At 49.4% G+C, this 23,089-nt stretch carries 16 protein-coding genes; 6 read left to right on the forward strand and 10 right to left on the reverse strand.

The genetic code is table 11. The features are described from left to right. Positions 1–19 precede the first annotated feature (19 nt). The 3 genes from D8Y20_RS03940 to D8Y20_RS03950 all read left to right on the forward strand — a co-directional run bounded on the left by D8Y20_RS03940 (position 20) and on the right by D8Y20_RS03950 (position 5,640). Positions 20–2,908 (forward strand): 2-oxoglutarate dehydrogenase E1 component, encoded by a 2,889-nt coding sequence (locus D8Y20_RS03940; protein ID WP_236075236.1) that lies wholly within the window; start codon positions 20–22, stop codon positions 2,906–2,908. A gap of 19 nt (positions 2,909–2,927) precedes the next feature. Then, positions 2,928–4,028: a dihydrolipoyllysine-residue succinyltransferase gene (gene sucB / locus D8Y20_RS03945; RefSeq protein WP_121541743.1), complete on the forward strand. Its 1,101-nt coding sequence runs from the start codon at positions 2,928–2,930 to the stop codon at positions 4,026–4,028. A 427-nt stretch (positions 4,029–4,455) separates the two neighbouring features. Further along, entirely contained in the window at positions 4,456–5,640 is a 1,185-nt protein-coding gene (locus tag D8Y20_RS03950) for a Fic family protein (protein ID WP_201265520.1), read from the forward strand. Between the two features lie 113 nt (positions 5,641–5,753). Here the strand turns inward: D8Y20_RS03950 and D8Y20_RS03955 are convergent, their stop codons facing one another. Beyond that, positions 5,754–6,404: a response regulator transcription factor gene (locus tag D8Y20_RS03955; RefSeq protein WP_121541744.1), complete on the reverse strand. Its 651-nt coding sequence runs from the start codon at positions 6,402–6,404 to the stop codon at positions 5,754–5,756. 159 nt (positions 6,405–6,563) lie between these two features. Between D8Y20_RS03955 and D8Y20_RS03960 the strand changes: the two genes are divergently transcribed. Continuing rightward, entirely contained in the window at positions 6,564–9,944 is a 3,381-nt protein-coding gene (locus D8Y20_RS03960; RefSeq protein ID WP_121541745.1) for a choice-of-anchor U domain-containing protein, read from the forward strand. Between the two features lie 291 nt (positions 9,945–10,235). On the opposite strand, the gene trpB is transcribed toward D8Y20_RS03960, so the two are convergent. Beyond that, positions 10,236–11,435 (reverse strand): tryptophan synthase subunit beta, encoded by a 1,200-nt coding sequence (gene trpB / locus D8Y20_RS03965; RefSeq protein WP_121541746.1) that lies wholly within the window; start codon positions 11,433–11,435, stop codon positions 10,236–10,238. A 154-nt stretch (positions 11,436–11,589) separates the two neighbouring features. Here trpB and D8Y20_RS03970 point away from each other — a divergent pair, with 154 nt between their 5' ends. Together D8Y20_RS03970 and D8Y20_RS03975 are read left to right on the forward strand one after the other, a co-directional pair. Then, positions 11,590–13,665: a M3 family metallopeptidase gene (locus D8Y20_RS03970; protein ID WP_121541747.1), complete on the forward strand. Its 2,076-nt coding sequence runs from the start codon at positions 11,590–11,592 to the stop codon at positions 13,663–13,665. 66 nt (positions 13,666–13,731) lie between these two features. Next, the gene (locus D8Y20_RS03975; protein WP_121541748.1) at positions 13,732–14,034 is read left to right on the forward strand and encodes a peptidylprolyl isomerase; all 303 of its coding nucleotides are present in this window, start codon (positions 13,732–13,734) and stop codon (positions 14,032–14,034) included. Positions 14,035–14,111: 77 nt separating this feature from the next. Here D8Y20_RS03975 and D8Y20_RS03980 read toward each other — a convergent pair whose 3' ends face one another. The 8 genes from D8Y20_RS03980 to D8Y20_RS04015 form a co-directional block, all read right to left on the reverse strand. Next, positions 14,112–14,528: a hypothetical protein gene (locus D8Y20_RS03980; protein WP_121541749.1), complete on the reverse strand. Its 417-nt coding sequence runs from the start codon at positions 14,526–14,528 to the stop codon at positions 14,112–14,114. A gap of 240 nt (positions 14,529–14,768) precedes the next feature. Then, a complete protein-coding gene (locus D8Y20_RS03985) occupies positions 14,769–16,007 on the reverse strand; it encodes a glycosyltransferase (RefSeq protein ID WP_121541750.1) in 1,239 nt (412 codons plus the stop codon). Positions 16,008–16,225: 218 nt separating this feature from the next. Further along, positions 16,226–16,861, reverse strand: a complete 636-nt coding sequence (locus D8Y20_RS03990) for a metal-dependent hydrolase (protein ID WP_121541751.1) — start codon at positions 16,859–16,861, stop codon at positions 16,226–16,228. 96 nt (positions 16,862–16,957) lie between these two features. Further along, a complete protein-coding gene (locus D8Y20_RS03995; RefSeq protein WP_201265521.1) occupies positions 16,958–17,353 on the reverse strand; it encodes a hypothetical protein in 396 nt (131 codons plus the stop codon). 75 nt (positions 17,354–17,428) lie between these two features. After that, on the reverse strand, positions 17,429–20,161 hold the full coding sequence (locus tag D8Y20_RS04000; RefSeq protein ID WP_121541752.1) for a PAS domain S-box protein: 2,733 nt from the start codon (positions 20,159–20,161) through the stop codon (positions 17,429–17,431). After that, a complete protein-coding gene (locus D8Y20_RS04005) occupies positions 20,158–21,405 on the reverse strand; it encodes an urea ABC transporter substrate-binding protein (RefSeq protein WP_161957575.1) in 1,248 nt (415 codons plus the stop codon). The genes D8Y20_RS04000 and D8Y20_RS04005 overlap by 4 nt, the downstream gene beginning before the upstream one ends. A gap of 146 nt (positions 21,406–21,551) precedes the next feature. Next, a complete protein-coding gene (locus D8Y20_RS04010; protein WP_121541754.1) occupies positions 21,552–22,058 on the reverse strand; it encodes a DUF523 domain-containing protein in 507 nt (168 codons plus the stop codon). Then, a complete protein-coding gene (locus D8Y20_RS04015; protein ID WP_121541755.1) occupies positions 22,051–22,938 on the reverse strand; it encodes a carbohydrate kinase family protein in 888 nt (295 codons plus the stop codon). Before D8Y20_RS04015 ends, D8Y20_RS04010 begins: the two co-directional genes overlap by 8 nt. Between the last annotated feature and the right edge of the window lie 151 nt (positions 22,939–23,089).

A 23,089-nucleotide genomic window follows, 5' to 3' on the forward strand; every position in this document is an offset into this window, starting at 1 on the left:
GTTTATATCTGGAGGTCATGTGAGCGGTAAACAAACAACGACAGATACTGCACAGGATGAATTATATAGTGCTGGCAGCATTTATCTGGAAGAGCTGTACGCACAATATCTCAAACAACCGGATTCCGTATCGGCCCAGTGGGCCGCCTATTTCTCCACCCTTAAAGATGAAACAACTGATACGCAGCCAAGCCATCACTCCATGCTGGAAACAATGCGCCCTACAGCGCGCCCATTTTCTCAAACAGCAAGCGAAGTCGCGCCACGGTCTGCTCTGCAACAAACTTCAGGCAACGCTCGTTCACAAGATAATCAGGATGATATCGAGTTTCCATCACGCGCTATTTATATGATCCAAGCCTATCGCATGCATGGTCACCTGCATGCCGATCTGGATCCACTAAAGCTCAACCCACGCGCCTCCAGCCCTGAGCTGGAGATGGCCTATTATGGGCTTTCCGAAGCGGATATGGATCAACTGTTTCCGACAGGTAATTTAAGCGGTGATGCTCGCATGCCATTGCGCGACATTGTATCCCTTCTGCAACAGACCTATTGCGGCCATATCGGACTTGAATTCATGCACATCACCAATTCGGCCCGCCGCCATTGGCTGCAATCACGCTTGGAACGCATTCATTCCACCCCCAGCTATGATGAAGAAACACGCCGCCATATTTTTGGCAAGGTGATGCATGCCGAAGAATTTGAACGTTTCCTCCACACGCGTTATGTCGGCCAAAAACGTTTTTCACTCGAAGGTGGTGAAAGCCTGATCCCCATGCTGGACACCTTGATTCAGCATGCTGGCAGCAACAAAACCAAAGAAATCATTCTCGGCATGGCCCATCGCGGTCGCTTAAATGTGCTCGCCAATATCATGGGCAAATCGCTGGCCGATATTTTTTCCGAATTTGAAGGCGCTAATTTTGAGGATGATGCACAAGGACAAGGCGATGTTAAATATCACCTGGGCTTCTCATCGGACGTACCTACCCCGGGTGGCACTGTACATATGTCGCTGGGTTTTAACCCCTCTCACCTGGAAATCATTACACCGGTTGTGCTCGGCAGTGTGCGAGCCAGACAATGCCGCCGCAAAGATAAAACAAAACGTGAAGTGATGAGTGTATTGTTGCATGGTGATGCGGCATTTGCAGGTCAGGGTGTGGTGGCAGAATCACTTGAACTCTCCAAGCTGCGCGGTTTCCGTACCGGCGGCACTATCCATATTGTCGTTAACAATCAGATTGGTTTCACCGTGAATCCCCATGATGCACGCTCTTCCACCTACTGCACCGATATTGCCAAAATTGTGCAGGCACCGATCCTGCATGTTAATGGTGATGACCCTGAGGCATGCTGTCTGGCCACTGAAATCGCTGTCGAATACCGCAACACATTCCGTGAAGACATTGTCCTCGATTTGATCTGTTACCGCCGCCATGGTCACAATGAATCCGATGCACCGGAAGTCACCCAACCACTGATGTATCGACGCATTGCCAGTCATCCGACCGTAGGCATGCTCTATCGCAACCGCCTTATTGAGGATGGCATCATCAGCGATACCGATTACACAGCCATGGTTGCCACCTATCGCGACTGCCTTGATAAAGTACGTCGCAGCCGCAATAAAGACCGCCCTGCCCCAAGCCCCGTAAATAGCCTGCAAGGGCGCTGGGAAGGATTCACTTCCGGCCATGCCGAAGAACCCGACACAACAGTACACGGCGATTTACTCAAAGAACTGGTGCGCAAGGTACACCGCCTACCTGCTAATTTTTCACTGCACCCCAAGGTAGAAAAGATATTTGATGGTCGCATCCAGATGATGGATGGCAAGCAGCCCATCGACTGGGGCTGTGGTGAGGCGATGGCCTATGCCACGCTGGTCAATGAGGGCCACTGGGTACGCCTCTCCGGAGAAGATTCCGGCCGTGGCACCTTTTTCCATCGTCATGCTGTGGTCTATGACCAAATCACCGGCAAAGCATTTGTTCCGCTGCGTGAAACAGAAAACGGGCCACTCTCTCACTTCCTTGTGGTCGATTCGATGTTATCGGAAATGGCCGTACTGGGTTATGAGTATGGTTACTCCATCGCCGAACCGAGAGCATTGGTGATCTGGGAAGCGCAGTATGGTGATTTTGCTAATGTTGCGCAGGTGGTGATTGATCAATTCATTGCTGCTGGCGAAACCAAATGGAGCCGCATGTCCGGTCTGGTGCTGTGGTTGCCCCACGGTTATGAAGGTCAAGGTGCTGAGCACTCATCGGCCAGACTTGAACGCTATTTACAACTCTGTGCTGAAGACAATATGCAGGTGGTTTACCCGACTACTCCTGCCCAACTGTTTCATCTGTTTAGAAGGCAACTATTAAGCCAAGCCCGCAAACCACTGATTATGATGGCGCCCAAGAGTATGTTGAGAAACAAAGCCTCATTCTCAGCCCTTGAAGATTTCACCTCCGGTCAATTCAATCCGATATTAGAGGAAACCGATCAGAGTATCGGTGCCGCACACGTGCGTCGTCTGATTATCTGCTCGGGTAAAGTCTATTACGACCTGTTGGCAGAGCGCCAAAAACGTGCCATCACAGACATCGCCATTATTCGTCTGGAGCGCCTCTATCCATTCCCCGACACACAACTGCGCCAACAACTGCAACGTTATAAAACAACAAACGAAGTGTACTGGGTACAGGAAGAGCCTGAAAATCAGGGGGCATGGCTATTGCTCAATAGCTCTATGCGCCAGACTCTTCTCAAAACGCAAAAAATATACGGCATCACACGCCCCGGCTCAGCCGCACCAGCAGTTGGTTCCATTTCTCGTCATAAACGGGAACTGGCAAAACTGGTTGATAGCGCGCTGGCCGACAGCACTAATGATCGTCTGATTTAAAGAAACAAGGAGATTAAGCATGGATATCGAGATCAAGGTTCCCAGTTTGGGTGAGTCCGAATCAGAGGCAACACTTATTTCCTGGCTCAAAAAGGAGGGGGATGCCGTTGTCGTTGATGATGTGCTGGCTGAAATTGAGAGTGATAAAATCACCATGGAAATCACCGCGCTCGATGCAGGCATCCTCAAAAGTATCTCCAAACAGGTTGATGACACTGTTGAACCGGGTGAAGTCATCGGACTGATTGATGGCAGTGAACAGGCGGTAAAAGCAGCTTCAACGAGCACTGCTGCAGATACCACGCCCACTGATGAAGCGGTCTCAGAAGTAGAAGTGAAAGAAACCACAGCCGAGGCACCCGCTACAGATGCACCTGCACCAGTGACTAAAACAGTGACAACAGCTCCCCTCAGCAATCAGCGCAGTGAAGAACGTGTGCCAATGAGCCGCCTGCGCAAACGCATTGCTGAACGCTTAAAAAGCGCCCAGAACACGGCCGCTATGCTCACCACCTTCAATGAAGTGAATCTGCAACCCGTCATGGATCTACGCAGCCGTTATGGTCAGGCGTTCCAGAACAAACACGGTGTAAAACTAGGCTTTATGTCTTTCTTTGTACGCGCTGTTTCTCAAGCCATCTCACAACACCCTGCCCTCAATGCCTATATCGAAGCGGATAATATTGTTTATCATAATTACCTTGATGTCGGCATTGCCGTGAGTACGGAAAAAGGTTTAGTGGTACCCACATTAAGAGATGCGCATCTGATGAATCTGGCACAAATTGAGCAGGGCATTAGCGACCTGGCAGGCAAAGCCCGTGATGGTGGCCTGCTGCCCGATGATCTGAAAGGTGGCACTTTCTCCATCACCAATGGCGGTGTGTTCGGTTCCATGCTCTCCACACCGATTTTGAATCCGCCACAGAGCGGCATTCTCGGCATGCACACCATTCAAAAACGTGCGGTTGTGGAAAATGATACGATTGTCATTCGCCCCATGATGTATCTGGCTCTGTCATATGATCATCGTCTCATTGACGGCTCCGATGCAGTGCGTTTTCTGGTGGCTGTAAAAGAAGCACTGGAGTATCCGGGAAGTCTGACACTCGATCTGTAACCACACGACCAACAGGACACGCTTTTGGCTCTGTAATACAGCGCTAAAAGCGTGCTGGTCTACAAACGGCCATCGGCATCGTCACAGTAGGCAGTGGTACCCTGCTCGCCTAGACCGGAGTAGTCGGACAAGAAACCATGCTTTCCGAAGATACCGTGCTGAAAGTACGCACTGCCTATCTGTTTATTCCGGTAATCTTTTTAAGCCTGGCCGTACTATCGATGTGGCGCTACCCCGCGAACGCGTAACAGAGATTCAATTTCAACTGCGTGCGCCGCAGCAACAACAAAACGATCAACCGCACTGAAACTAGAAAATCTTAAGGAGCACCCAGAAACATCGGCACTATAATCGGCACACTTAATTATAAGTATAAACTTAAACTATTGTTTTACAAAATAATTAACAGCATTTATGATCGGCACTTATGGGCCATCATAAAACATTAAATCCCAGCCTGATGGAGCCGCTGATGCCGGAGGACAGGCAGCACCGGCTTGAAAATCTCGCATTTGATCTGGCTGGTAAATCGCAGGGGCTGGCATCAACCCTGAATGGAGAGGTCATTCGCTCTGTTGGTGATCTGGTACGTTCGATGAACTGCTATTACAGTAATCTGATTGAAGGGCACAACACCCACCCTACCAATATCGAGAAGGCGCTCAGAGATGATTATTCTGATGACCCCGAAATTCGTGATCTTCAGCTGGAAGCCCGTGCTCATATCGAGGTGCAGCGCCTGATTGATGAAGGCAAAGCACCTCCGCATGCACTCACAGGGGCATTTGCACTATGGGCACATAAAGAATTCTGTAAGCGCCTTCCCAATGCATTGCTATCTGTCACCAACCCCGAAACAGGCGAGAATGTAAATGTGATCCCCGGTCAACTCAGGAGTGGTGATGTACAGGTTGGCCGCCATGTTGCCGTTTCGGTTGATGAGCTAAACCTGTTCATGGGCCGATTTGAGGAGGCCTATGGCTCCGTGCCATCTCGCGCACGACAGGTGATTGCTGTGGCTGCAGCACACCATCGCATGCTCTGGATTCACCCTTTTTATGACGGCAATGGCCGAGTCGTTCGACTGCAGTCTTACGCCTGTTTCCGGGAGCTTGGGATCGGCAGCGCGCTCTGGTCGGTGGCACGAGGTTTAGGGCGCAATGTGCAAGAATACAAACTGCGCCTTCAAGCTGCTGATATGCCAAGGCAAGGTGATCTGGATGGCAGGGGTAATCTGTCACTCAAAGGATTAGAAGAGTTCTGCGAATTCTTCCTCACGGTTTGCATTGATCAGGTTAACTATATGCAGTCGATTCTGGAACCGAATGAACTCCTGCGCAGGATTGGACTCTACTGCCGTGATGAGGTGGATGCCGGACGTTTAATGAAAGGCTCCTTCAACCTGTTGCGGGAAGCACTGCTTAGCGGCTCACTTGAGCGCGGCAGAGCACCTGAGATTACCGGTTATGCCGACAGACAGGCACGCAAAGTACTCAAAGGCTTGCTGGACAGGAGGCTTCTCGTATCCGATTCGCCCAAGGGCGCAGTGCGTCTCAGTTTTCCTGAGCATGTACTGGAATCATGGTTACCAAGGCTTTACCCAACAGCTTAACAATGCACATTTTCCATATTGCTAATGAGTGTTAAGCGTATTTAGTAATACTGTCACCGAAACCCTCTTTGCTACGAAAGGTAAACCTCTTCCTTTCACTCCAATAGCACCCTTCAGACAGTGATCAATCCGTGCCGGATAGCCAGCTTGGTCAGCTCGATGTGATTACTGACCCCCATCTTTTTCATAATATTGGCATGGTGGTTGGCAACCGTGTGTGCGCTGATAAACAGGTTTTCGCCAATTTGTCGCTGGTTTAAGCCATCCAGCATCATGCGAATAATCTCAAACTCCCTAAGCGTGAGGGTTGAAAATGGGCTGAATGAACTGTTTGATTCCTGTAATGCAATAGATTGGGCGATATTGGTGTCAATATAGGTGCCCCCTGCTGCGATCACCCGAATGGCGCGAAATAAAATCATGGGCGGCGTATGGCCGCAGATAACGCCATTTACCCTCAGATCTAGCAGGCGCCTGGCAATATGAACGTCCTCTATCATGCAGAGGACGAGGATTTTTATATCCGCGTTGCGGTGCTTGATTTGACTGATGCATTCCAGCCCGCATTTCAAGCCGGAATTCATCACCATTAACAAAATATCGGGGGCTGAATTCGTACATGCTATGCAACATCCCGACTCGCAAGTGACAGGCTTCAGCAGTTTGAAATCATATTCCTTTTCCAGTAAGCAGCGAAAGCCCGCCTCGCTGATGGGCACTTCTTCAATCAACCGGATTCGAATGGCGCTGTCTAATGTTCCCACGGTTGTTCCCCTGCTAACAACATCAGTATAGCCGAAATACAGCAAGTTGCATTACATCGGGATAAAACCCCGGGTAAATACAGGATAAATCCCCATATATTTTCTCCGCCCCATAAACTTTACTAGTACCGCATAGATATTTTTTTGGAGGTATCAATCATGACTTACTCAATCTGGCAAAAATTCATAGCAAAATGTACTGAGTCTGGTTTCTTAAGCCCTATACGAGTGGCACTGGTATTACTAATCATGATCAGCATTGCCCCTATGGGGTTTGTTGCGACGGCTGCGGGTACATGGGCCACCAAAACTACCTACCCTGCTACCAATATAGTCATGGCCTCGGCTGAAGCTATCGGCGGTAAAATCTATGTGGTTGGCGGCAGTGATCCCGTGACTGGCTTAAGCACAAATTCCCTGGGGATTTACAACTCAGCCACCGATACATGGGCCTCTGGTTTACCGATGCCAAGCAAGCGTTTGCGTACAGTTACAGGTGTTATTGATGGTAAATTGTATGTGGCCGGAGGGCTCTCAAACAACATTACCTTTATGCAGAGAGACAGCCTTGAGATTTACGATCCTGCAACGGATATATGGACGACTGGTACCCCGATGCCTGCTGCACGGGATACAGCCATGGGTGGAGTGATTGGAGGAAAGATGTATGTGGTTGGTGGAAGCTCCGGATGTTGTCCATCAACAGCTCATGCCGATCTCTTTGTATACGATCCTGCCACCAACACATGGGCGACCAAGGCTCCGATGGCGGCGGGCACTCGCTTTTCGGGAGGCGCTGGCGTTGTGAATGGCAAGCTCTATGTGGCTGGCGGAGAAACCTGGCCATCCAGTCCATCTGTGACTCGGTTGGAAGAGTATGATCCTGCTACAGACACATGGATCACCAAAGCACCCATGCCGGGGGTGAATCATTTATTCGCAACTGGTGTTATCAATAACAAGTTCTATGTTATCGGGGGGCGCTTCAATCCATTTAATGATGTTCAGCGCGACAGTGTTTGGGTTTATGATCCTGCATCGGATAGCTGGACCGTCGATCCAGCGACAATGCCCACAGCAAGAAGCGGCTCTGCTCCAACGGTGTTGCTTAATCAGCTACATATCATTGGTGGCTTCCTTACTCCACCAGCACCATCGACTAATGTGCATGAGGTATATATTCCGGCGGGAGTACCTGCTCCTTCCGCAGTAGTGACCGTGGACTTCGACAGCCTCGATACAACGGCGGGCAGGGTGTCCGGTGCAGCACTGGATAATTACCTGGCCGGTTTCGGTATCACCATCACCAGTCAGGTGGGAGCAACTTTGACGGTGGCGTCGGCAGATCCAGCCCTCCCAAACTTCGGGGGACAGAATGTTGTGGCCTCGTCATCGCCTAATGTGTTGGAGATGTTTCCTGGTAACACGAACGTTTCCTTCACACTGGAATTTTCCACCCCGATTGACAGCTTGAGCTTTACGAGGGCTGCTCGTTGTACCTCCCTGGCATACCCACCATGGGATGCGGTAGTGAAAAATTCACTTGGAGTGGTGATTGGTACCGCCTCTGAAAGTGGTGGTGGTACTGGTGCCTCATGCGCCAGTCCATTTCCACCAGCTCAAGTATTATCGTTCACCGGGCCGGGCATCAAATCGCTGACGATTGACAGCGGCAATTTCGGATTTTACGGTCGGCAGGGGCCTGCTCTGGATGATTTGGTTATGACACTGCAGGCAGGGAGCGGGAATCATCCTCCTGTTGCCAATGCCGGAGCTAATCAAACGGTACAATGTAGCGGCGCATCCAGTGCGGATGTTACGCTGAATGGATCTGCTTCTGATCTGGACCCAGCCGATACACTGACTTACAACTGGTCATGGGCCGGAGGTGGCTCTGCAACGGGCACCAACCCGACGGCTTCCTTCCCACGCGGTGCTACAACAGTGACATTGACTGTAAGTGACGGAAACGGTGGGTCGAATACAGCTACTACCGTTGTTACAGTGGAAGACACTACTGCGCCTGTCGTCAATGCAGGTGCAGATGTTACGCTGAATGCCACAGGCCCGGGTGGTGCAGTATTTGATGTGCTGACTCAGGCGACATCCAGTGATAATTGCTGCGGTGTTTCACTGACAGTGGATCCAGTAGGATCTTACCCGATTGGCACTACGCCGGTTACAGTGACGGCTACGGATTGTGCCAGCAATCACAGCAGCGATCAGATGAATGTGATTGTGAATGAAGTAAATTCGATTCCGAACCTGCCGCTACCTTACGCTGGGACGGTGAGCATCACGACACCTCCGGGTCAGACGTTGTTTGCTAGCACTACCGGTATCCCTTTTGGAGGCCCTGCCGGTATCAGCTTCCCGTTTGCTTCGGTTGCATACAGTGTGACGTCGCCAGTCGGTGGTAGTGTGACGGTGACACTGACATTCAGCTCTGCACTGCCTACACCGTTCCTGCTCTTTAAAACAGGTGGTGTGCCGCCGTTTATGATGATTCCTAGCAGTCTCTGGACACAGACAAGCCCGAACTCCATCCAGATTACTCTGACTGATGGTGGGCCATATGATCTGGACGGGGTGGTTAACGGCGTGATTATTGATCCGGTAGCGATTGGTGTTGACACTGATCCACCGGTGTTTTCAACACCACCTATTGATATTACAGGGGTTGAAGCGACGTCTGTAGCTGGTGCTGTGGTTACGTTCAGCTTACCTGTTGCTGTCGATAATATTGACCCGAACCCAGTAGTCAGCTGTTTGCCGGCTTCCGGTAGCACTTTTGGTCTGGGTAGCTCAACAGTAACATGTACGGCGACGGATGCTTCGAATAACAGCAGTAGCAGCAGCTTTACTGTTACGGTGTTAGATACCACACCACCGGTTCTGACTGTGCCTGTTGATGTGAGTTATGGGTCCATGTGTCCTCTGACTCCGGTGGCGATCGGGCAGGCGACAGCGACGGATTTCTTTCCACCGGTGATTGTGACATCTGATGCGCCTTTGGCCTATGGTCAGGGTACAACAACAGTGATCCACTGGACGGCAGAAGATGCTAATCATAATTCTTCTGTAGGGCAGCAGAATGTCACTGTTGTAAACGTTCCTGTACCTGTGCTGACAGCGAGTCTGGTGCCGTACAGTGCTGGTGATGAGGATGATCAGGAATATGGTCGTGACTCTGATGAGGGACGTTTCATCGTGCACTTCGCTGTGTCGAGTATGGTGAATGTGGATCATGTCACAGCCCAGCTGGTGATCGCTGGTTATGCAACACCAATCACTGTAACCGATGGTCAAATCATCGAATTTGAATACGAAGATGAGAAGACCGAGGTTGAAGTGGAAAATGGTGTGTATGAAATCGAGGCACCGGCCATGTTGATGCGTGTTACAGCAGTGGTAACTGAATCATGTGCCAGTGATGTCGTAGCTGAGGCTCAGCCCCAGGGGCTGACGCGCGATAATGATGATGACTATTATGGAAGCCATGGTAAGAAACAGGGTAAACATACGAGACATGATGACTGATTCATCATCATAACAACAAGGCTCGCCAATGGCGGGCCTTGTTTATTGCTGGAAGCACTGCTTAGCGGCTCCGTTAAGCGCGACAGAGCACCAAAAATGAACACCGGTTATGCCGACAGACAGGCACGTAAGACATTCAAAGCTTGCTGAATCGAGGCCTTTTCGTATGCGATTCGCTCAAAGGTTCAGTGCATATCGACTTCTCGACATATCCTGGAATTATGGCCGCAAGGCTTTACCCAACACCTTAATCATTCAGAGTTGTTAAACTCCATCCCCTGCACACGACAATCAAAGTGATAATTGCTCAGCTACAAAATCAGCATCCTTATCCCCTCTTCCTGAAAGGTTCACAAGTATTGTCGCATCACTGGACATTGTTTTAGCAACTTTCATGGCATGCGCCACAGCATGGGCGCTCTCAAGTGCAGGAATAATACCCTCCAAGCGGGAAAGCTGCATAAAGGCATCCAGGCACTCCTTGTCATCAACGGATTCATATTTTACGCGTTTAATATCCTTTAGATAGCAGTGTTGCGGGCCAACGGCGGGATAATCCAGACCTGAAGCAATTGAGTAAACGGGTAACGGATTTCCTTCACTATCTTGAAGGTTATAGCACTCAAATCCATGAATAGCCCCTTTCACACCAAGCGTAAGCGTAGCAGCATGATCTTTGGTATCCAGCCCTTTTCCTGCAGGTTCAACCCCAATCATCTTGACTGACTCATCATCCAGAAAGGCTGTAAACAGACCGATCGCATTAGACCCGCCGCCCACACAGGCAATAAGCAGATCGGGAAGCTTCCCCTCCCTCAGCATAAACTGCTCTCTCGCCTCTTTGCCAACAATACTCTGGAAATCACGCACTATCTTTGGAAACGGGTGTGGCCCTACCACCGAACCAATTGCATAAAAGTAGTTCACAGGATCCTTCATATATTCTTCAAAGGCACTATCAACGGCATCTTTCAATGTTCTGGTACCGCGAGATACAGGAACAAGTTTGCAACCCAGAATTTTCATTTTGGTGACATTCGGGTGCTCTTTTGCTATATCAATCTCACCCATATGAATCTCACATTCAATACCAACTAGCGCGCAAGCTGTTGCCAGCGCCACCCCATGCTGGCCGGCTCCTGTTTCTGCCAGCACCTTGGTTTTACCCATATGCTTGGCTAACAGTGCCTCCCCAATACAGTGATTAATCTTATGGGCTCCCGTATGGTTCAAGTCTTCGCGTTTAAGAAAAATACGTGCGCCGCCAATACTCTCACTCAATCGTTTGGCATAATAAATCGGGCTGGGGCGACCAACGTAATCCGCAAACAACTGTTTCTGCTCTTGCTGAAATGCATCCGTTTTGGTGACCGCCTCATAAGAGTCATTAATTTCATTCATAATAGCAATCATTTGCGGTGGAAGAATCTGCCCTCCATACTCGCCAAAATAACCCTTTGCATCAGGCATTTCTATAGTTTTATCACCCATTTCAATCTCCTCCAAACAGTACCCGGAACCCAGATTACCCATTTACTCTTCGACTTCCAATACATCATACTTCATTGCTATAGTTTAACCTCATACATTCACCTCTGAGGACTAGCCTCTTGCTTTGATGGGGGGGCTATCTATCGTTCCGGACATGAATGAAACCACGACAGCACTAACTTCCAATCCAATCCTGCAAGGGATCACTACTAAACTGCCTCTTTTTGATCAGATCAAGCCAGAGCATGTATTGCCGGCGATTTATGCGGAGCTTACGCAGGCACGCAAGACTGTGGCTGAGCTTACGCAAATCGCTGATCCTGATTGGGATTCGCTGATGCTGCCGCTGGAAGTCATTGAGGAACGTCTCGGACGTGTCTGGGGGCCGGTTAGCCATTTCAATGGGGTGTGTGATTCCGACGAACTGCGCCCGATCTATCAGCAAGGTGTGGCGAAGATGACCGAATGGTCAAGTGAACTGGGGCAGAATGAAGCACTGTATGCTGCCATTCGCAAGGTCTCTGAGCGTAATGATTTCCCATCTCTCTCCGAAGAACGGCAACAAGTCGTCAACCATGCCTTGCGGGATTTCAAACTCTCCGGTGCTGAGCTTGTGGGCGATGACAAAACCCGCTTCACTGAAATTCAGATGCGGCTTTCAGAGCTGGCAACCAGCTTCAGTGAACATGTGATGGATGCCACCCGCGCCTTTGAACTGCACCTGACAGATAAAAGCGATGTTGCGGGCCTGCCGGAGTCAGTGCGGGCCTCTGCCGCACAGCGCGCCACCCAGTCAGACAAGCTCAAAGAATCAGGTAACAACAACGGCTGGTTGATCACCCTTGATGCACCCTCCTACATTCCATTCATGCAATTTGCTGAGAATCGCAACTTACGCGAGACAATGTATCGCGAATATGTCACACGGGCTTCAACCGGTGAGCTGGATAATGGCCCTGTCATCAATGAAATCCTCGCCCTGCGTAGCGAGGCTGCAGCGCTGCTTGGTTTTGAGCACTACGCCGCATCATCGTTAGCCAGCAAGATGGCAACCGATGTGGAAGAAGTGACAGGCTTTTTGCGTGAGCTGGCAGACAAAAGTAAATCGATTGCACAAAAAGAATTTGCCGAGCTACAACTTTTTGCAGATACCGAACTTGGCATTGATAAGCTACAGGCATGGGATATCTCTTTTGCATCGGAAAGACTGCGCCTGAAAACCTATGCTATCTCCCAAGAAGAGCTCAAACCCTACTTCCCTGAACAGAACGTCATCAACGGCATGTTCGGGCTGGTGGAGAAACTCTACGGTATCACCATCCGTGAACGTGATGATGCTCCCGTTTGGCATGAGAGTGCCCGTTATTTTGAAGTCAGTGATGCCACTGGCACACAGATCTCTGCCTTCTATCTCGACCCCTATGCGCGGGCGCATAAACGCGGTGGTGCCTGGATGGATGAATGTATCGTGCGCTGGCAGCGCCCGGACGGCGTACTACAATTGCCGGTGGCATATCTGGTCTGCAACTTTGATGCCCCTGTAGGCAATAGGCCCGCCCTGTGGACACATGATGAGGTAACCACGCTGTTCCACGAATTTGGCCATGGTCTGCATCATATGCTTACGACTGTGTCCGAGCTTGGAGTATCCGGCATTCGTGGTGTGCCATGGGATGCCGTGGAGCTGCCAAGTCAGTTTATGGAGAACTTCTGCTGGGAACGTCAAGTAGTTGACCTTTTTGCCAAACATTATGAAACGGGTGAAACACTCCCGGATGCACTGTTTGACAAGATGCTCGCTGCCAAAAACTTCCAGTCGGCCATGATCATGCTGCGCCAGATCGAGTTTTCTCTATTTGATGTGCTGGTGCACTCTCAATTTGATGTGAATGGTGATGAAACTGTTCAGCAATTACTGGATAAGGTGCGTGAAGAAATATCCGTCTTTTCACCACCATCCTTCAACCGTTTTCAGAACAGCTTCTCGCATATCTTTGCAGGCGGTTATGCAGCAGGTTATTACTCTTACAAATGGGCCGAAGTATTATCGGCCGATATCTACGCCACCTTTGAAGAGGAGGGTGTCTTGAACGCTGATACAGCAGCTCGTTTGCGCAACGAACTGTTATCCATTGGTGGCAGTCGCGAGATCATGGATGCGTTTGTAGCATTCCGTGGTCGTAAACCGTCGGTAGATGCACTGCTGCGCCATTCCGGTCTGTCCGATTAGAAGATCAAAAACTTTTACCACGAAGACACAAACACACTAAGAAAAGCAATAACAAGGAGCACAAACATGTGGGGACGCAAAAAGAAAGCTACAGCTGCAGCACGTCATATCCTGGTAGCCGATGAGGCGCAGTGCGCGGCACTGAAAGCTGAGATTGAGGCTGGTGCTGACTTCGCTACATTAGCCGAAGAGCACTCTACCTGCCCATCCGGCAAAAAAGGTGGTGACCTGGGTACATTCCGTGAGCGCCAGATGGTCAAAGAATTCAATGATGTCGTCTTTACCGATGAACTGCACAAGGTACATGGCCCGATCAAAACACAATTCGGCTATCATCTCATTGAGATTACCGAACGCAATAAACCTTAACAGACACTGTTCGAGAATAAACTTAGAGGGTGCCCATGGGCACCCTCTTTATCTTCAATAGTTGGCCTTACAAATAACTAGACAACAGGGAATGTGGCAGCGTAGTGATCAATCCATTCCAAGGCGGCCTGTTCCTGATTCAGTTGTCTGCCTTCATGATCTAAAGCATGTTGGCGATAATCTTCGATCTGGCATAGCTGCTCCAGCATACGCATGCGGAATGCCTCTGTTTCAGACTGAAATGACATCGCAATCATAAAGCCATGACCGGACTGGGAAATTGATGTCACCTGCCCTTTCAACTTTTCCTGTGCATTAATGCTTGGAATACAAATACTCAACAACACACCGACTGCAATCATCATAGGAAAATGAAAACTGAGCTGCCCGCAAACCGCCTGTTTGCGATCGGCCTGATCATCAGCAGCAAGCACCGCTTTTACCTCAAGCGGAATATCAACGGGGTGGCGAATCATATCATATGCAGTGCTCATATCTTTCTCCATGCATACATCGTACCAAGTTAGAAATCTGCTGATACGCTGTTAAACTGCACCCTCAGGATAAATATTTCCTCCTTATGTACCCTGAACGGCAAAATCGGCAAAACATTTATCTATTCAGATTGGCTCTGATTTTTCTGAGGAAAAGGCGAAAAGCGCAGCTTACTGCAGTAAGTGAGCACGTTTAACGCAGTCATCGGGACAATCAGGGATGCGCTGAATAGTTAATGCTTATATCTTATTCTTCGCCTCAATCCACCTCGACATGAATTCTGTGCTACGATGTTGATGGTGGCGTAGCATCGAACCGGTAAAGTTTCGCAAGCGATGCTGCTCAATATTGGCGCGCAAATCCTGGATGCGCCGGATCAATGCAGGCCCATTTATCGACATATCAAATTGACTGAACACTATATCAAAACCATCACCCTGAGCCTTTTTCCAAGCATCTTCCTGCTGATACAGTCGCACTGCAGCATCGGCAAAAGCGTTAGCATCATCGGTAACCATGCCACCCCAACTCAAACCTCCAGTCATGCCCTCTGCACCGACACTGGTAGTAATACTCGGCGTACCATTGCGCATCGCATCAGCCAGTTTGGTTTTAATACCTGCACCAAAGCGCAACGGGGCCAGACAAATTTTCGCCTGCATCATCACCGCATCGACATCAGGCACCCGCCCCAATACATGAAAACCAGACCGGGCATCATGCAGCGCTGTCGCTTTCGGTGGTGCATATGCGCCATACACATGCAGTTCTGCTCTAGGGAGCCGGGCGCGTATCAACGGCCATATCTGCTGCTTAAGCCATAACACCGCATCCCAATTGGGTGCATGCCGGAAATTTCCAATGGTCATAAAATGCTGCCGCTGTTCAAAATCAGGCAAGGGCGTCGGGTAATCCGACGCATCAAACAGATAAGCAGAATGACAGATCAGTTCATCCGGCATCGAAAAACGCTCTTGCAACAACGCCATCTCATAACTGGAAGTCAGAATGGATAAGTCAGAACGAAAGATCGAGGCAATTTCACGCTGCGCGACTTCACTATACAGGTCGGAAGCTTCTACATGCTGTACCACTTCAGCATGGCGTTTAAACTGCATATGACGGGCATGGCGCAAACAGTGCAGATCGATGGTTTCGAGCAGGCGCAAAGCATTCGGGCACACTTTTTCCACCCGCCAAGCAAACTGCTCTTCCATGCTGAAACGATCAAACAACACAATATCCGGCTGCAGTTGCTGTAAGAACTCATCAAAGGAGTTTTCATTCACCTCTACCGGCACACAGACAACAGATAACGCTTCAAGGTCTGCCATAAACTCGCTCTCTGCCGCTGTGCTGACAAAAGTTACAGACCATCCTTGCTGCCTGAACAGCTTGATATATTGCATCAGGCGCAAGCTGGCTCCAGAGGAGGCAGGCTCTGGCCACACAGAGCCAATCATGAGTATCTGTAACATCGCGCCAGACTAGCCTAAGGGTCTGCTCAGTTGAACGCTAAGGTTAAACCCTGATTTTAAATAACCGCGTCAAAATCGCTCACCGCGAAGGACGCAGAGAAAACCATACTACTGTAGGTGTGTTTTTTGCATCGCCTTGGCATAACTCTGCGCACTTTGCAGCAAATTAGATTAGGCGACGCGAAGCGGGTTGAGGCGCCATTGATGAATAGTCCGGCTTACACCCAGCCAGGCAACGGCAACATATACAGGCCCGCGCCCACAGCCATATACAGCAATAGATATGACAGCCACGAGGATGGGCTAAACAGGGTCAGCGCAGTGCCAAAGGAGGCTTTTAAACTACGCCCCATAAAATCAACACTGTAGAACTCATCTAATAACAGGTGCACCAGGTAGCCACCACACATGAAAAATGCTGCCAACCATGAAAAATCAACACTCCAGTGCAATCCATACAGGCCAAGCATCACAATCGACAAGGCAAATAGCATTGCCGCAGGCAGGGAATGGAACAGCCCCCGATGCTCTGTTACCGAAGCAAATAGTGGATAGACAATATATTGAACTGCAAATATCGCCAACAAAGCCAGACCAAGCAGATAAATAAGTGGCAACTGATTCACAAAACAGGCCACCACAAGCCCCGCAGACAGTACACTTAACAATTTAAACAACATACGCGTGGGTACCGAATAATCAGAGTCCACATCGGGTAAAATACCAGCCAACACGCCCAATGCAAACAGGATCACAGCCTGTTGATGTGATATTACATCCGCCTGCATGCATGAGAGCGTCGCAGTTGCTGAGGCCACGACTGCAACAGTAATATGGGTGCGGAAATTGGCCACATGAACTCCTTGGGCAGGTTTATATTTCTAAAATGAGAACCTGCCGATTCACCCTTATAAAACCGTGAGTGTTATCACATAAGAAGTGTTTTTCCCTTACAGTGCCAATGTCTCCGCATCATCCTCTTGCACAAATGGTTTAAGCAACTGATCCAGCCACTCTTGCATTTTCTGCATGCCTTCGCGCACATCATTGAAATCTTTATTGGATAACACCCCATCATGGTTTCTGTCCATGCCATCAAACGCTTTGCGCGCAGATCGCTCCACTTTTGTCATCACCTCTTCAAAGGTTATCTGCCCATCACCATTGGCATCAAAATCCTGCGATGTATTGGCTCCAGCCCATGCAGATGAGGCACAAAACAGGCCTATGATCAAAAGAACTGATAAGAGTAAAGGATTGCTTGTTCGTCTTGGTGTATTCATCATCATCACCTCCATATTCAAGCGCATATGCTTATCAATGTCGGCATAGGTGAATAGCCACACGTTTCACCCCATCCGGTGCATAAATTCCAGCAAGCAAGATTCTGATCTTTGTTATATCACCTGTTATAACAACGATTAGCCAACAAGTATTTCAAATAGTTTCTGGCGCAAGTGACCAAGTTGATATGGCTTCTGAATAAATCCGGCCAGACCTTTACCAGCAAAGTGGCTGGTGGCTTCCTGCTCATTGTAACCGCTGGAGAGAATGACTTTGGCTTCAGGGTCAATCTTACGCATCTCCTGGAAAGCGGTTTTTCCATCCATGTTCGGCATAGTCATATCCAGCAATACGGCATCGATTTGTGCATACTCACGTGCAAATAGTTCCACGCCATCTACACCATCGACCGCTGTCATCACATCAAAGCCGATATCCTCAAGCATCAGACGGGCTGTTTGTCTCAGACTAGCTTCATCATCAACAACCAGAATCCGGCCATAACCTTGCCACGCTTCCGTTTTACTGTTTTCTGATGATTCATTCTCACGTTGAGCCATATCGATGGCCGGGAACAGCACCTTGAATGTCGTTCCTTTATCGACTTCAGAATAGACTTTAATAGCGCCCTTATGGCCGCGAACAATGCCCAGAATAGCACTCATGCCCAACCCTCGACCAGTAAACTTGGTGGTGAAGAAGGGGTCGTACAGCTTATTCAGAGTGTCGCTGTCCATGCCGCATCCATCATCGGAAATTTCCATGAACACATACTGGCCGCCCGGCAGGGATTCATTAACATAAGTGGTCTGCAGATAATTCTCATCAACATCGATGATGCCGGTGTGCATCACAATATTGCCACTATCCTCGCCAATGGCTTCGGATGCATTGATGACCAGATTCATGATGATCTGTTGCATTTGCGCCTTGTCCGCTTCAATGGCGGGTATTTGCGTATCCAGATCAGTACGCAGACTGACATTTTTGTTGATTGAAATATTAAGCAGTCCGAGAATTTCATCAATCAGACTACTGAGATTAATCGGCACCACCACAAATTTACCCTTGCCCGAATAGGCCAGCATCTGTTTGCACAGATCAGCGGCACGTTCACTGGCATCTTCGATATGTTTCAGATTGATGGCGACAGGATTGTCATCAGGCATGCGGCGGCGGGCAATGCCTGCGTTGCCGAGAATCGCGGTCAGTAAATTATTGAAATCATGCGCGATACCTCCAGCCAGTACACCGAGTGATTCAAGCCGCTGGGTGTGTTCGAGTTGCTGTTGCTGTTGACGCTCTTGGGTAACATCACGCTGAACAGATACAAAGCCGGCAATGTTACCCTCCTCATTTTTGATAGGAGAAATTGCCTGCTCCACTTCATACAATTCGCCCGCCTTGTTCCGATTGATAAAATCGGCTTGCCAGTTGCCACCCGCCAAAATGGTGTTCCACATCTGTTCATAGAACTGCTTCGACATTTCACCGCTTTTTACCATATTGGCTCTGCGTCCGACCGCTTCTTTGGCTGTGTAACCGGAAATCTTCTCAAAGGCCGGGTTGACATACTGGATAATGGCATCCCGGTTAGTGATGAGTACTACTTCATGGGTCTGTTCAACAGCAGCCTGCAACCGCGATAATTCAGCGGTACGCGCTTTCACTTTATCCTCCAGTTCGCGCTGGTAACTGAGAATCTCATCTGACATATTATTAAATGAGGCGGAGAGCAGATTGATTTCGGCAATAGGGGTATCTGTGGGGGTATCGATATAGAAACGACGACCTTTAGCAATACTGGTAGCGGCCTGCGTCAGACGTGATAGTGGTTGAATGATATGATTTGCTCGCCAGGCAACAAAGCCGATCATCAGTAACAAAATCACAATCACGGAAAGGATCAGTTTGTCCCTGATCAATGCCAACCCTTCCAGGGCTTCATCCTGATCGATTTTCGCAACCAGTCCCCAGTTAAGGCTGGGTAGGTAGACCCAGGCTGCGATCACTTCGATGCCGCGCAGATCAGATAATATACCCTGACCGATAATGCCTTGCGTAGCTTCCCTGATGGGGCGGGCCAGGGCGCTGGTTCTTGGAATCGAATGTTTGAAGGCGGCATCGGGCTCATGACGCGTGGGCGCAGTAATAACCACACTGTCGCCGATATCGGTGCCAAGAATGATTTCTCCGCTGCTACCTAAGCCATCCAGATTACCGGCAATGGAATAAAAGGTGTCTGTATTCAATTGGAAAGCAAGCGCGCCCAGTAGTTTGCCTTCGTGGAATACCGGCGCAGCAATAAATGCAGCGGGTTCATCGGATGGTTCATAATAGGTAAAGCTGGAGTGATCAGGAGAGAGCATCCTTAGTGCATCTCTATAGACATGAGCAAGGCCTGAATCATGGTAGGGTCCGGTGCGCAAATTGGTAGCAAAATCATTTTCATGCGTCACGCTGAAGACAATGTCACCTTCCACATTGATGAGAAAAATATCGTAATAATCCCAGCGCTGAAGCATGGAGATAAACCATTGCCTATACTTTTCATCTGTCTGTTCATAGGCCTGCGAATCTGGCCCTTGCTGAAATACCAGCCCCAACTGCCCAAGTGCTGCTACCGTTTCAATGGATTGACTGCTTTGAATCAGATTCTGAATCTGGTTGTCCATGTACGCTTCAATCTGGCTGGCTCTCTGGTTTGCAATCGTATGCTGCGTTTGCAGCGTTTGCTGCTGTTGCTGCTCTTTTAATAATTGATAAGCAATAGTTCCAGTCAACGCTGCAACGATAAGGATTGAAAGTACGCAGATCAAAATAACTTCTGTGCGAATAGAACGCCCTTGTACTTGCTTGAGAGCGTTCATTCCGGACGACTCGTTGCTGCATTATTGGCTGGCGCGGTTGAAGCTGCAGGGACAGGAGCCGACCACTGGCGATTCCAATCGCTGTACAGTCGATTGAGCATCCACTCGGCTTCATGCTTGCTGACAAAGAGAGGGTATGGGAATGGTTTCAGCGCATGCTCAGATGACCAGATAACATCAAACTGATGTTGGCGATTCACCTGTCCAATATACGCTGTTTTCCATAGATGGTTGCTGCCCTGATCCACCGAAACGATGCCTTCAGGAGCCGCCAAGCTCTGCTGTAGAATATTATTGTGGATGGCTTTCGGGTCACTGGTACGCGCCCCACGCACCGCATTGGCCCACATCTGCACACCGACCCAGGCAGCCTCCATCGGATCACTGACAGGTTGCTCGCCAAAGTGTTGATACAGTGCGCTGATAAAGGCTTTGTTCTGCGCTGATGGCAAACTCTGGAAATAGTTCCAAACGGCATAATGGCCAGCGATTTCATCAATGGGCATCAGCCTGATTCCGGATTCAGCCAGACTGAATGATACAACAGGCATCTCTTTGGCACTGATGCCAGCCTCTCTCAGGGCATGAAAAAAGGCCACGTTAGAGTCGCCGTTGATACTATTGAAAATAACATCGGGCTGTTTGTCTTGAATATCATTGATTATGTCAGAGACATCATTCGAGCCTAGCAAAATATATTGCTCACCGACAACTTCAGCATTGATCAGCGGTAGCTGCCTGTTGATCAGCCAGTTAGCTACTCGCGGAAATATATAATTTGAACCTATCAGATAAACGCGCGGCCCGAATTTTTTCACAGCCCAGCTCACAGCCGGAACAATCTGCTGATTGGGAGCTGCACCGGTGTAAATAATATGGTCGGATGATTCCAGCCCCTCATATTGCACCGGATAAAAGAGCAGATGATCGAGTTTTTCCACCACGAGTTTGACAGCTTTACGGCTAGCTGAAGTCCAGCAGCCGAATAGTACATCGACATGCTCTTCTGTAATCAGGCGTTCGGCTTCAGCGGCAAATACGTTTTCATCTGATTTTCCATCGGCGATGACAGCCTCAACCCGCCTGCCGAGGAGTCCGCCGTTAGCATTGATCTGTTCGATGGCCAGCAGGGTTGCGTTGATGACAGGTTTCTCACTGCGGGCCATGGTGCCGGTTTGAGAGTGCAGAATGCCGACACGGATGGGACCGGAAGCAGGCTGGGAAAAAGATGCGGCAGGGAGCATGACCAAGCTCAGAAAAACCGTGGTCAGAAACGCAAAAAGTCGATTCGTCAGCCTATAGTTCAAGTTAAATCCACTATCATGATAGTAGTATAGATGCATAGAGTGAAAACAAGCAAGTTCAATGCCTTAAAAGCTGAATAGTTACGTCATTCTCCAAAATGGTAGCGTGTTAACTGATCTAATCGTGTTTCGGCTTCCTCTGTCTGGAACTCGCTGAACACGGATATGCCATGCTGTGCCAGCAAACACGCCGTCACACCCTGCCCACTGATTTTTATGCCTGAAAAACTACCATCATTGAGTCTGTTTACGCCACAGGATGGGCTGCCTTCTTTCAGGATTGCAATACGGATATCGTGCTGCATACATAGAGCCAAAGCCATTTCAGCACCAGCCATAAAAGCTTCTGTAACATCGCTGCCATCTTTGCGGCGAATAGCCCCCTCACCTTTAATGACAGCTTTAGCGTCCCCTGCTTCGATTTCCGCAGGCGGTCTTGGAATAGGCAGGCCACCTGCCACTTCCGGACATAACGGGATCAAACGGCCCTGTTGTTCCCACGCTTGTAAAACGTCTGAATGAATTGAACTGTGTTTGCCATCATAACGGACGCGCTCTCCCAGCAGACAGGCACTGATAAGTATTTTATGCATGCACGGCCTCCAAAAAGTCATACATCGCACCATGGCATGGCAAACCACAGCGCGCTCCCAGCCTTGTACAGGTCAATGCCCCGGCAGCCGAAGCAAAACGAAGTAGCTCAGACCAGACCATATCACGCGCCAAAGCCAGAGCGAACGCACCGTGGAAGGCATCACCTGCACCTGTGGAATCGACTACATCGACGTTGAATGCATTCATCTCACCTGACTCCCCATTACTGCTCCAAATCAATCCTGCGTCGCCCTGAGTAATCACTACATGTTCGCAATGCTTGGACAAACGGTGCAAAGCAATAGTGAGATCATGCGTTTCACAGTAGTGTCGGGCAAACGTTTCAGATGCCACCAGGTAATCTACTTCTGTGGTTAATTCACGTGTACCCTGATGCAGGGAGCCCGCATCAAGCACAGTGATGATACCCTGCTCTTTTGCCCATCTACATAAAGACAGTGATAACAGTGGTTCATGACCATCAAACAGCATCACTTTTGGATATTGAGAAATACTTACTGCATCAGGCCCAAGAAAAGGAGTATCCCCTTTATAATTCACCACAGACCTGCGGCCATCCGGTTTGGCCAGAATTTGCGAAACGGGAGTGGCATCGGCCCCTCGCACCAGATTAGAAATATCCACCCCTTCGGCCCGAAACTCCCGCACATGCGCCTCACCAAACAGATCATTGCCCAAATAACCACAGAAACCCGCCACTCCACCTAAACGCGACACGCACACCGCCGCATTGGCAGCGGGGCCACCACCAGCCAACTGCATCGCATCAGCGAAACTCTTCTCATCCGGATCAGGGTGATGAGAGAGAGCCATCGAAATATCGTATGAAGCGTGTCCCACGCATAATACATCTAACATAAGCAGAGCGTATCAGTAATACCATGACATTGACAAATTCAAATTTATCCACTATTTACTTAACATCACACATGTTTGCCGCACCACAGTCTCCCCTGTCTTTGGTGCAGCGGTGGCCCGACACTTGTCGGGGCATTTTTTATACCCCTGT

The organism is Mariprofundus sp. EBB-1, from assembly GCF_003665155.1.
Lineage (GTDB): Bacteria > Pseudomonadota > Zetaproteobacteria > Mariprofundales > Mariprofundaceae > Mariprofundus.

Coding starts and splice junctions, on each gene's coding strand:
- D8Y20_RS03975 (WP_121541748.1), top strand. CDS start 13,732: ATGTGGGGACGCAAAAAGAAAGCTACAGCTGCAGCACGTCATATCCTG.
- D8Y20_RS04005 (WP_161957575.1), bottom strand. CDS start 21,405: ATGCTCCCTGCCGCATCTTTTTCCCAGCCTGCTTCCGGTCCCATCCGT.
- D8Y20_RS03970 (WP_121541747.1), top strand. CDS start 11,590: ATGAATGAAACCACGACAGCACTAACTTCCAATCCAATCCTGCAAGGG.
- D8Y20_RS04010 (WP_121541754.1), bottom strand. CDS start 22,058: ATGCATAAAATACTTATCAGTGCCTGTCTGCTGGGAGAGCGCGTCCGT.
- sucB (WP_121541743.1), top strand. CDS start 2,928: ATGGATATCGAGATCAAGGTTCCCAGTTTGGGTGAGTCCGAATCAGAG.
- D8Y20_RS04000 (WP_121541752.1), bottom strand. CDS start 20,161: ATGAACGCTCTCAAGCAAGTACAAGGGCGTTCTATTCGCACAGAAGTT.
- D8Y20_RS03985 (WP_121541750.1), bottom strand. CDS start 16,007: ATGTTACAGATACTCATGATTGGCTCTGTGTGGCCAGAGCCTGCCTCC.
- D8Y20_RS03980 (WP_121541749.1), bottom strand. CDS start 14,528: ATGAGCACTGCATATGATATGATTCGCCACCCCGTTGATATTCCGCTT.
- trpB (WP_121541746.1), bottom strand. CDS start 11,435: ATGGGTGATAAAACTATAGAAATGCCTGATGCAAAGGGTTATTTTGGC.
- D8Y20_RS03960 (WP_121541745.1), top strand. CDS start 6,564: ATGACTTACTCAATCTGGCAAAAATTCATAGCAAAATGTACTGAGTCT.
- D8Y20_RS03950 (WP_201265520.1), top strand. CDS start 4,456: ATGGGCCATCATAAAACATTAAATCCCAGCCTGATGGAGCCGCTGATG.
- D8Y20_RS04015 (WP_121541755.1), bottom strand. CDS start 22,938: ATGTTAGATGTATTATGCGTGGGACACGCTTCATACGATATTTCGATG.